The sequence below is a fragment of the Salinicola sp. genome (assembly GCF_982684285.1).
On the sequence record NZ_CEXLVS010000144.1, the window covers coordinates 1 to 10,699 of the forward strand.

The 10,699-nt window shown below is 63.4% G+C and carries 9 protein-coding genes; 2 read left to right on the forward strand and 7 right to left on the reverse strand.

Features of this window, described 5'->3' with window-relative positions:
* Position 1: 1 nt before the first annotated feature.
* A complete protein-coding gene (locus AC3AYF_RS13090; protein WP_487779828.1) occupies positions 2–688 on the forward strand; it encodes a YecA/YgfB family protein in 687 nt (228 codons plus the stop codon).
* 11 nt (positions 689–699) lie between these two features.
* Here the strand turns inward: AC3AYF_RS13090 and AC3AYF_RS13095 are convergent, their stop codons facing one another.
* Positions 700–1,824 (reverse strand): phospholipase D-like domain-containing protein, encoded by a 1,125-nt coding sequence (locus AC3AYF_RS13095; protein WP_487779829.1) that lies wholly within the window; start codon positions 1,822–1,824, stop codon positions 700–702.
* 128 nt (positions 1,825–1,952) lie between these two features.
* On the opposite strand from AC3AYF_RS13095, the gene plsB reads away from it, so the two are divergent.
* Positions 1,953–4,382, forward strand: coding sequence for a glycerol-3-phosphate 1-O-acyltransferase PlsB (gene plsB / locus AC3AYF_RS13100; RefSeq protein WP_487779830.1), 2,430 nt, complete (start codon positions 1,953–1,955; stop codon positions 4,380–4,382).
* A gap of 24 nt (positions 4,383–4,406) precedes the next feature.
* Here the strand turns inward: plsB and AC3AYF_RS13105 are convergent, their stop codons facing one another.
* From AC3AYF_RS13105 to AC3AYF_RS13130, 6 genes are all read right to left on the reverse strand, one after another.
* Positions 4,407–5,207, reverse strand: a complete 801-nt coding sequence (locus AC3AYF_RS13105; protein WP_295039924.1) for an ABC transporter permease — start codon at positions 5,205–5,207, stop codon at positions 4,407–4,409.
* Positions 5,208–5,219: 12 nt separating this feature from the next.
* Positions 5,220–6,107: an ABC transporter permease gene (locus tag AC3AYF_RS13110; protein ID WP_295039922.1), complete on the reverse strand. Its 888-nt coding sequence runs from the start codon at positions 6,105–6,107 to the stop codon at positions 5,220–5,222.
* Complete coding sequence (locus AC3AYF_RS13115; protein WP_295039920.1) at positions 6,088–7,230, reverse strand: ABC transporter ATP-binding protein; 1,143 nt, start codon at positions 7,228–7,230, stop codon at positions 6,088–6,090. Before AC3AYF_RS13115 ends, AC3AYF_RS13110 begins: the two co-directional genes overlap by 20 nt.
* A 98-nt stretch (positions 7,231–7,328) precedes the next feature.
* Positions 7,329–8,441 carry an extracellular solute-binding protein gene (locus tag AC3AYF_RS13120; protein ID WP_295039918.1) on the reverse strand — a complete coding sequence of 371 codons (1,113 nt, stop codon included), beginning with the start codon at positions 8,439–8,441 and terminating at the stop codon, positions 7,329–7,331.
* Between the two features lie 319 nt (positions 8,442–8,760).
* Positions 8,761–9,897: a porin gene (locus tag AC3AYF_RS13125; RefSeq protein WP_295039916.1), complete on the reverse strand. Its 1,137-nt coding sequence runs from the start codon at positions 9,895–9,897 to the stop codon at positions 8,761–8,763.
* Between the two features lie 414 nt (positions 9,898–10,311).
* Positions 10,312–10,699 (reverse strand): ProQ/FINO family protein (locus AC3AYF_RS13130; RefSeq protein ID WP_487779831.1); only part of this gene is annotated, 388 nt, incomplete at its 5' end.

A 10,699-nucleotide genomic window follows, 5' to 3' on the forward strand; every position in this document is an offset into this window, starting at 1 on the left:
GTTGCTGCGCGAAAGCGGCCGTCTCGACGCTGCGGACGATGCCGCCATCGACAGCCAGCCGCCATTGGACGATGACGCACTTGCCAGGCTCGACGATTACCTGGCCTCCGAGCGCCTCGGCGAGGAAGCGCCCGACCTGATCGGCGCGCACGGCTATCTGGTCGCGCTGGCGGTATCTCCCGGCGAGGTCCCGCCGGACCTCTGGCTTGCCGAGCTGTTCGAGGGCGAGCCGCCGTTCGAGCATGCCGCCGAGCGCGACGAGATTCTGGGCCTACTCGAGGCGCTCAAGACCAACGCCGGCAGCATCATGGAACGCGGCCACCGGATCGAACTGCCTTTCGATACCGAACTGGATGCTGACGGCGAGATGGTCGCGGCCATCGAGGATTGGTGCGCGGGTTTCATGCAAGGCGTCTTCGTGGACGAGGCCGCCTGGTTCTCCCAGGATGAGGCCCATGTGGCGGCCCTGCTGCTGCCGTTCATGGCGCTGTCGGGACTGTTCGACGACGAACCCGAAATGGCGGAAATGGTGGCCGACGACTCGCAGTTTTCCGCCCTGGCGGGTCAACTGGCCGAACTGACGCTGGACCTCTACCTCCATTTCCGGGTCCCGCCCGAACCGCCCAAAGGCAAGGGTGCCGTCGGGACAAAGACCGCCGCAAGCCGGAAGCGCGGTGGCAAGCGCTGAGCGGGCCGGGGCTACTTGAGGCGCGTCACCCAGGCGTTGAGCGTCCCGAACAGCCACTCCCTCACTCGCTGCCACCAGGGACGCTGCGCCCAACTGGCGGCATCGATACGCCGGCTGGTAGCGAAATTGCGCTCGAAAAGCCGCGACACCTCGGTGGCGAACGCCGCGTCGTCGATCTCCTGATTGGCCTCGAGATTCCACTGCAGGCTCCAGTGATCGAAATTGCACGACCCCAGTGAGACCCAGTCGTCGATCACGCTGAACTTGGCATGAATGAAGTTGGGCTGAAACTCGTAGATCTTGACCCCCGCCTTGAGTAGCCGGCCATAGAATCGCTGCCCGGCATAGCGAACGCCAGGGTGATCGTGATGGCCGCCGGCCAGCAGCAGGCGCACATCGATGCCGCGCCGCGCCGCGCGGGCCAGCGCGCGGCGGAGACTGAGCGTCGGCACGAAATAGGGCGTGCACAGCCACAGCCGGCGGCGGGAGGTGCCGATGCGGCTCTGCAGCGAGACACGAATGGCCTGATAGCGGTGCCCTCGCCCCCAGATCGCCCTGCCGCGCACGCCTGCGGCCGACGGCTCGGGCGGCGGCAGGGCCTGCAGAGACGATGCCAGGCGCGTCCTGGCGCCCGCTCCCCGGGTCACCGGCGAGTCCCAGACGTGGACGAACAGCCGCATCCAGTCCTCCACGACCGGCCCCTGGATGCGCACCGCGACCTCGTACCAGGCGTCGATGAACTCGTCGACGATCCCGAACCCTCCGGTGAAGGCGGTGCTGCCGTCGACGATCACGAGCTTGCGATGATCGCGCATCAGGTTGCCGCCCAACCGCGTCACCGACAGCGGGTTGAAGAACCTCAGCTCGACGCCGCCTGCCCGCAACCGCTGCCGGTCGCTGCGCGAAAGTCCCATGCTCCCCACGCCGTCGAGCATCAGCTTGACCTCGACGCCGCGGGACGCCGCCGCGACCAGCAGCTCGATGAAGCGGTCGGCGAGCGTCCCCGACTCCATCAAGTAGAGCTCGACCCACAAGCGATACCGGGCGCCCTCGATGGCTTCCCGCATGGCCGGCCAGAAGCGCTTGCCCTCCGGCAACAGTTCGAATCGATTGCCATCCTTCCATGTCGCTTGCATGAACCGCGCCTCCCTGGTCGCTGCCGATTGACGCACGTTTGGCGTTTCAGGGAAAGTCTGCCGATCCTGTCGTCGCTGCGCCGCGACGATATCGCTATACTCATGGATTTGCGGGGGAAATGGCGTCGATGCAGGCATCCATGGGACTTCAACGACTGTGGCATCGTCTGGCCAGCCGTCTGCTCGATCGCTGGCTCGCCTTCCGCCTGGTCGAACCGGAGCCATTCCAGCTCGACGCCACGCTCCCCACGCTCTATGTCATTGCCCGCCCCGCCCTGACCGATGAAATCGCCATCGACCGGTTGAGCCGCGATCTCGACCTCCCCGACGCCGGCCAGTGGCATCAGCTCGGTCACGCCTCGCTTCCCGGCTGCTTTGCGCTACCACGCCTGCGAGGCAGCCGTGGCGCGATCCAGGGGCAGCACTCGGCTCACCTGCAGCATCTGCTGGATGCCCTCGAGGCCGACGCCACTCTGGACGCGCAGCTGGTCCCGGTGAGCGTTTTCTGGAGCCGGGCGCCGGGCAAGGATTTCGGCTTCTGGAAGATGCTGGCCGCCGACGACTGGGCCTGGAGCGGGCGGTTGCGCCGACTGCTGTCGGTGATCGTCAACGGCCGCCACCTGGAGGCGCACTTCGGCGAGCCGATCCGGCTGAGACCGCTGATCGACGACCCCGAGGTCACCTTGACCCAGCGCAAGGTGGCCCGCGTGCTGCGGGTCCACTTCAGACGCATTCGCGCACGCGTGCTGGGGCCGGATATCTCCCATCACCGGACGCTGATGCGCGGCGTGGTCGACAGTCGCCCGGTGCGGGAGGCCATCCAGGAAGCCGTCGCGGCCGACCGCAGCACCCCGGCCCGGGAGCGGCGCCGGGCCGAACGCTACGCGCGTGAGATCGCCTCCAACATGTCCTACCCGGTCATGCGCTTCCTCTACGAGTTGCTCAAGCGGCTGTGGAACCGGCTCTACGAGGGCGTCGACGTGCACGGGCTGGACGCGGTCAAGGCGATAGCCGGCGAGCGGACGCTGATCTACGTCCCCTGCCACCGCAGCCATATCGATTATCTGCTGCTCTCCTACGTGCTCTATCGGGAGGGGCTGATGCCGCCACACATCGCCGCCGGTCGCAATCTGGACATGCCGGTGATCGGTGCGCTGCTGCGCCGGGGCGGCGCCTTCTTTCTACGCCGTAGCTTCAAGGACAACCGGCTCTACGCCGCGGTCTTCAACGAATACCTGCACCGCCTGATAGCGCGGGGTCACCCGGTGGAGTACTTCATCGAAGGCGGTCGCTCGCGAACCGGACGAATGCTCTCACCCCGCCCCGGCATGCTGGCCATGACGCTGCGCTCGTTCGCCCGCGACGCCATTCGGGACGTCGCCTTCGTACCGGTCCACGTGGGTTACGAGCGCGTGCTGGAGAGCAACAGCTATCTGCGCGAGCTGCGTGGCGGCCAGAAGAAGAAGGAGTCGCCCCTCGACCTGCTCCGCGTGCTGAAGCATCTGCGCGAACCCCATGGCCGGGTCACCGTCAGCGTTGGCGAGCCGCGGTCGCTGGCGGACTTCCTGAACGAGACCGTGCCGGGCTGGCAGGACGACCCCGTTGCGGCGCGTCCGGAGTGGTTGCATCGCGCCGTGCCGCTGCTGGGGAAGACGCTGGCGCGGCGGATCAACGACGCCGCCAGCCTGAATGCCGTTTCGCTGGTCGCCATGACCTTGCTGGCGCCGCCCCATCACACCATCGAGTCCGATCTCCTGGCCCATCACATCGGCCTTCTGGTCAGGCTGCAGCGCAACCTGCCCGGGAGCCGGCACTGCCAACTGCCGGCGGGCGAACCGGCCGACTGGATCGAGCACGTGGCCAGTCTCGGCTTCGTGACACGGCAGCCCCAGGCCCTTGGCGAACTGGTCACCGCACGCCCGGAACAGGCGACGCTGCTGACCTGGTATCGCAACAACGTACTGCACCTGTTCATGCACCTGGGCCTGGTGGCGTTCGCCTTTCGCAACAACGCGGCATTCACGCTGGACGATCTCGATGCGCTGCTGTCGCCGGCCTGGCCGCTGCTGGCCAACGAGCTCTATTTCGCGCCCCCCGCCGATCCGCGCGAGCGCCTTAGCGCCACGCTCTCCGTGCTGACCGAGGAAGGCCTGCTGCAAGCGACCGACAACGGCTGGCGTCGGCAGCCGGGACACCTGGAATCCAGCGAGCACCTGAGACTGCTGGGGCAGCCGGTACAGCCGACCCTGGAACGCGCCTACCTGTTGCTGGCCTCGCTACTGCGCTACCCCAGCGGCGAGTTGACCCAGCAGGCGCTCGAGGAGCACAGCCGCCAGCTGGCCGAACGCCTGACACTGCTGTCGGGTCTCAATGCACCGGAGTTCTTCGACAAACGACTTTTCAGCGGCATGCTGGAGACGCTCGAACAGCAGGGCTGGTTGCGCGTCGAGAACGAAAGACTGTTCTACGACGATTCGTTGCGGCAAACGCAGATGCGCAGTCGGGCACTTTTCGACCCGGAACTGCGCCATCGACTGGTCAGACTGACGCGTCAGTGAACGGCTTGCGCCGCGCGAGCCATCTCAGGCGATTCGCCTGGCGGCCTCGCGACGGCGCTTGAGCTCGTAGATCACCGCCAGCCCCACCGTGAACAGGATCATCACCAGGGCCAGCGCGTTGACCGCCGGGGTCAGGCCGGTACGGACCTTGGAGGCGATATAGACGGTCAGCGTGGTGTCGTAGCCGGCAACGAAGAGCGTGGTGTTGTAGTTCTCCAGCGACTGGAGGAATGCCAGGACCGCCGCCGACAGGATGGCCGGCCTGAGGTAGGGCAGCAGTATTCGCCGGAACACCTGCCACTGACTGGCGCCGAGATCCAGCGCCGCGCGCTCCAGGGTGCGATCGAAGCGCTGCAGCCTGGCCGCCACCATCAGCATGACGTAGGCCGCGATGAACGCGCTCTGGGCAATGATGGTCAACACGATGCCACCGTTCACCCCCCAGTCGCGCCAGAAGATCAGCGTCGAGATGCCTATGATCACACCCGGCGTCAGCAGTGGCGACAGGATCAGCGCATAGATGAAGGACTTGCCACGCCCGTCGACCGTGGTCAGGAAAAGCGCGCTGGCCACGCCAATGGGCAGCGCCAGACAGAGCACCCCCACGGCGACCAGCAAGCTGTTGGTCAAGGCGTCCCACATCCCCCCGTCGGCCCACAGCGCCGAGAACCAGCGCAGGGTCGTTCCGGTCCAGGGCGTGACGGTGGGAAAACGGCTCTCGTTGAACGTCGCTGCCGCCATGATCAGCAACGGCAGGAAAAGATAGGCGAAGAAAACCGCCAGATAGGCCTTGAGCGCCCAGGAGAAGAATCGCGAAGAACTCATTCAGCACCGTTCCTATTTGGCGATATCGCCGAGACCGACCTTGAAGATCCGCATGATGACGGTGACGAAGACGATACACAGCACCAGCAGCAGGAACGCATAGGCCGCCCCCTGATTCCAGTCGCCGCCCTCGAAGAACCAGTTGTAGATGATCTGCGTGAACCAGCGGCTTCCCGGCGAACCCAGCAGCGCCGGCACCGCATAACTGCCCGCGGCCAGCATGAACGTCATGATGCATCCGGTGGCGATGCCGGGCTTGGCGTGCGGAATCACGATACGCCGATGGGTTCGCCCCCAGCCGGCGCCAAGATCCCGCGCGGCTCGAATCTGGTTGGTATCGAGGCTCTCGATGGCGTTATAGAGCGGGAAGACCATGAAAAGAATGTAGGCATAGACCATCCCCACCAACACGCCGGTGTCGCCGTTGAGAAAGCGGATCGGCCGATCGATCAGACCCAGCGCGAACAGCAGCTCGTTGAGCGGTCCCCGAAACGCGAAGATGATGTACCAGGCAAAGGTGCGGAGAATCTCGTTGATCCAGAACGGAATGATCAACAGCAGCAGGCAGAGGGCTGCCTGGCCCGGTGTCGCCACCTTGGCCAGATAGTAGGCCAGCGGATAGCTGACGATCAGGGTCAATGCCGTCACGAGGACGCTGGACCATATCGTCTTGAAGAAGATCGCGAGATGAATCTCGTTATGGAAGAAGGTGGCGTAGTTGGTCAGCGACCAGACGTCCTTCACCCCGCCACGTTCGGCCGGCAGCAGCGACGGGTGAAACGAGTAATCGATCATCTGCCACTGCGGCAGCAGCACCATCACGATCAACCAGATCCCCATCAGCGAGACGATCGCCATGGTCAGCGGCAGTCCGAAGCGGTTACGCAGTTGTCGCCACATCGACGCTCTCCTCGTTCGCCCGTCCCCGCTCGACGCCCGGCAGGACCAGCGCCCCACGCGGCGAGTAGTCCAGTCGACAGGGACTGCCGACCGCCAACTGGGACTCGATGCCGGCACTCTCCAGCGCCTGCGGCACGTGCGCCCGCACCGTCCCGCCCTGGTCCAGCGCGATCTCGAGCGTCAGCCATGCGCCTTCGAAGTGCTCGGCCTGAACCACGCCCCCGAACCGTAGTGACGAATCGCCGGCACTGCCTACCCGCCACTGTTCCGGCCGCACATAGAGCGTGGCCTCGTCGCCGGGCGCGAGCGGCGAGGCGGCGTCGGCGTGTCCGCGCAACGGCGAGGGCAGCCCCGCGTCCAACGTCACCATCCCGCCGTCCACGGCCGCGACACGCCCGGGGAAACGGTTGTTCTCGCCCACGAAGCCGGCCACGAAATCGGTCCGGGGCTGGCGATACAGCGTCATCGGATCGGCAACCTGCTGGATGCGGCCATCGCACATCACGGCAACCCGATCGGACATGGTCAATGCCTCGCCCTGGTCGTGGGTGATATAGATGAAGGTGATCCCCGTCTTGCGCTGAATCGCCTTGAGCTCGGTGCGCATGTGCTGGCGCAACTTGAGATCCAGGGCGGACAGTGGCTCGTCCAGCAGCAGGACGCGGGGTTCCACGGCCAGCGCACGGGCGATCGCGATCCGCTGCTTCTGGCCTCCGGACAGCTCGGCGACCGGCTTGTCGCCGCTACCGGAGAGGGCCACCAGATCCAGCAGTTCGTCAGCTTTGTCCCGGCGCTGTTTCCGGTCGATGCCACGGACTTCCAGCCCGAATTCGATGTTCCGGTAGACGCTCATCAGCGGAAAAAGCGCCAGATTCTGAAAGATCATCGCGGTGGGTCGGCGATTGACCGGCACTCGAGTCATGTCGACACCGCCGATGGCGACCGAGCCTTCGCTGGGAGTGAGGAAGCCGCTGATCATGTTCAAAAGCGTGGTCTTTCCACAGCCGGAAGGGCCGAGAAAACTGAAGAATTCTCCCGACTCTATCTCCAGAGAGGTTGGCTGAATTGCCGTAAAATCGCCGAATCGCATCGCGACTTGGCTCAGGGTTACGCGACCGTCCATGACGTCCTCTTAGCGTGGTATCCGAGCCGGGAAGCTGTCGAATTCCGGCAGGACCTCGTGCCAGCTGGCACGAGATCTTCGCTTGCCAAAAACGACGCTCATGCCGACAGGTATCGATCCTGATACTCGTTACGCAAGGCGACGTACCAGGGATCCTGCACCGGCCACCACCACAGATTGTCCAGATCCTGCTGCGTGTAGGACTCCTTGAAGAACTGACGCGTCGCTTCCGGCAGCAGCTCCTCGGCGCCGACGGCTGTCGAGTTGTAGCCCGTGGACTTGACGAACATCGCCCCCGCTTCCGGGGTGTAGTACCAGTTGATCAGTTCGTAGACCGCGTCGACATTCTGTGCGTTCTGAGGAATGACGAACCCTTCCATCCAGGCTAGCGCCCCTTCCTTCGGCGCTCCGTAGGCAATCGGCTCGCCCTCGCTCTGGAGTCGAAACGCGGTGCTGTCCCAGGTCTGGCCAATCAGGGCGCCATTGGTGCGGAAAGCGCCCTGGGCCTCGTTCTCGGTGGACCAGAACTGGATCACCATGTCCTTGTGCTTGACGGCTTCGGCCAGGATGACGTCGAAGTTGGCACGCATCGCCTCTTCGGTCTTGAACGAATCCAGCAACGGTCGCGGCAGCTTGCCCTGGGATTCCAGCCACAGGCCGATGCCAATCAGCGCCGAGTGCGCACGGACCGTGACCCCCTCGCCGATATCGGGATTCCAGAGATCGCCGTAGCTGAGCTTCGAGCGGTCGATATCGGTATAGCGGGTGTTGTAGGCGATCGCCTCGGTGCCCCAGTCGGAGGGGGCGAAGTAGCGCTTGTCATCGATCACGCCACCCACTTCCGACCCCTTCATGGCGGTATCCAGACAGCCATCCCAGTGGATGCGCGACGTATCCAGCGGCTGGATCAACTGATAGTCCAGATAGCCGGGCACCCGGTCCACGGTCGGCATGATGACGTCGAAGCCCGAGCCGTCGGTGGCCCGCAGTGAGTTCATCAGTTCATCGTTGGTGCCATAAGGCGTGAACGTCGCCTTGATACCGGTCTTCGCGGTGAAATCCGACAGCATCTCATCGGTGAAATAGCCGGCCCAGGCGTAGATGCGCAGGACCTGATCCTGGGCCAGGGCGCGATTGATGTAGAACGGCACCGAAGCGGCGGCGCCGGCAGCTGCGGCACCCTGCAAGAAACGACGACGGGAAAGGGTCATCGAAGGTCTCCTGTTGTTTGTCGATCCACCCGTCACGAAGAGGCGTGGAAAACGTTGTTATACGACAGACCTGTTACGACGGCGTGACGCTCGACGATTATTGAACGCTCGCTCAACAAGAGATTACCAGCCTGTCACCATAATGACATCTAGACCAAGGAGAGCCGCGAGCCGAAAGGATGAGCGCCGTTTGCCGACAAGACAGGCAGCACTCGTAGCCCGTGGCCCGTGGCCCGTGGCGATCAGACATAAAAAAGCCGGCCCCGAGGGGGCCGGCTTCGTTCGAGCGAGTGGCTGAGCCACTCGCATCGGGATCAGCTTAGAAGCTGTAGACTGCACCGACGGCAACGCCGTCGCCAGCATCGTTGGTACGGTCGTACTGAGCATACTCAACGAAGGTGTACATAGCCGGGGAGATGTTGTAAGTCGCGCCGACAGTCCACTCGTTGAAGCTGTCTTCATCGCCGCCGTTATCAACAATCGGTGCCACTTCGGAGTCAGCGTCGACATACTGGTATGAACCGTAGACATCGCCCGCAAAGTTATCGGACAGCGCATAGCCATACCGCGCGCCCAAGGCATAGCGCAGAATGTCGCCGTTCTCGCCAGCGTAAGTTGCGTCAGTGTCTTCCACTTTGGCAGCCAGACGCAGCGTGTCGATAGTGTACTGGGCAGTCACGCCGTACGCTTTGGCTTCATACTCCAAAGTCTCGCCAGTATTGTTGTCTACTGCGTGGAGACCATAGTTATCGAGGTCATCGTAGACAGCGGCGATAGAGAACGCACCGACAGCATATTTGACACCGCCGAAGAACGAAGCGTTTGAGCCCTGGCTAGATACGCCGGAAACGCTATGGTCAGCACCGAACTCTTCTTCAGCGTCGCCTTTGTATTGAGTACCGATAGCGAACTGCAGACCGGCCCAGACCGGTGACATGTACTGGAACTTGTCGCCTTCGCGGTCTACAGACACGCCATCATCGCCACCGGCAGCGGAGTCGCCGTAAAGGCCACTCAAGTCGGTCGACGAGTCGGTCATGTCGAAGTATTCGTTGTTGGAGATCGGATCCTGGACCCAGTCGTCGATCAGCGGATCCCAGGAACCCAGACGGACGTCACCGAAGTTGCCTTTCAGGCCCAGATAGGCTTGGTCACCGTCATTGATGCCGCCGTTGGACTTTTCTTCGTCAGCCTGGTGCTCGAACTCGGCCTTGAAGTAGCCGGTCAGGCCCGGGTTGATGATGTGCTGACCGGAGAAGCCGATGGTAGAGCCGTTGTCGAAGACTTCGTCTTCCCAATTGCCGTAGCTATCGTTCTTCACATTCTTGTAGGCAATCTGGATGTTGCCGTAGATGTCGAGCTGCGTGCCGTCCTGGTTGTAGACAGTCGCTGCCTGGGCAGCGGCGGAGGCGCCCAGGGCACCAGCAATAGCAGTCGCTAAGAGCGTCTTTTTCATCGCGATAGGTTCCTTAACTAGCTTACTGTTCGATCGTGTCTGCAGATGCAGTCGGCTTCGGCACCTTCAACCAGCTTCGTCACGCGAACGAATGACGGCTGCGGAACTTGGAAGCCTTGTTATTGTCCAATGCTCGCCCGGAAACCTTATACCGGACGTTGAAGGAACGCAACAAGAAAAAAACACTGTTTTCGTTCCCTGCGATTCCCACCGGTTCTGCTTCTTTTTACTACCGGGATTCGTGGCATCGTCGGCACAAACCGGCTGCTGGCAGCCTAGCCACGGGCCGTGACAGTCTCATGACATGCCCTGTCAAGGCAAGGAAGCGGGGCAAACACTTCTCTTCCTCCCTGCCTCGCCTGCCCATCGAGACCAAAGTTCAATTCAGCTCAACCGCCCAGGGCTCGCCCCGTGTCACTCCTGCGGGCGTTGACCATGCTTGGCCAGCAACGCCCCAATCTTGCGGTCCAGCTTTTCCGATCGCTGCTGTGTCTCGCGAGCTTTCTGCTTCTTCTGCAACGCTTCCAGCTGCCGCTTGGCGTGCTTGGCCTCCTCGGCGGTCACCACCTCGCTGTCTTCCCCCGCCAGATCCACCCGATTCGCTCCTTCCCGGACCGATTTCAGGTAGCGCGGCAGGTGCACATAGCAGGCCAATGCCCGACGGACCAACTTTTCGGGCCAGGGTTCGACCTCGCAGAGATCGAGGTGAATGCCGGTTTTCAGCGGCCGCGTATGCCCCTTGAAGAAGGCCTTGGGGTAGCGCTTGTACCACTGGGCGAGCAGTGCATGGGGCGACGGCACT

Bases quoted from the DNA above. Each gene is read 5' to 3' on its own strand.
- AC3AYF_RS13120 (WP_295039918.1), bottom strand. From the start codon at position 8,441: ATGACCCTTTCCCGTCGTCGTTTCTTGCAGGGTGCCGCAGCTGCCGGC.
- AC3AYF_RS13095 (WP_487779829.1), bottom strand. From the start codon at position 1,824: ATGCAAGCGACATGGAAGGATGGCAATCGATTCGAACTGTTGCCGGAG.
- AC3AYF_RS13125 (WP_295039916.1), bottom strand. From the start codon at position 9,897: ATGAAAAAGACGCTCTTAGCGACTGCTATTGCTGGTGCCCTGGGCGCC.
- AC3AYF_RS13105 (WP_295039924.1), bottom strand. From the start codon at position 5,207: ATGAGTTCTTCGCGATTCTTCTCCTGGGCGCTCAAGGCCTATCTGGCG.
- AC3AYF_RS13110 (WP_295039922.1), bottom strand. From the start codon at position 6,107: ATGTGGCGACAACTGCGTAACCGCTTCGGACTGCCGCTGACCATGGCG.
- plsB (WP_487779830.1), top strand. From the start codon at position 1,953: ATGCAGGCATCCATGGGACTTCAACGACTGTGGCATCGTCTGGCCAGC.
- AC3AYF_RS13115 (WP_295039920.1), bottom strand. From the start codon at position 7,230: ATGGACGGTCGCGTAACCCTGAGCCAAGTCGCGATGCGATTCGGCGAT.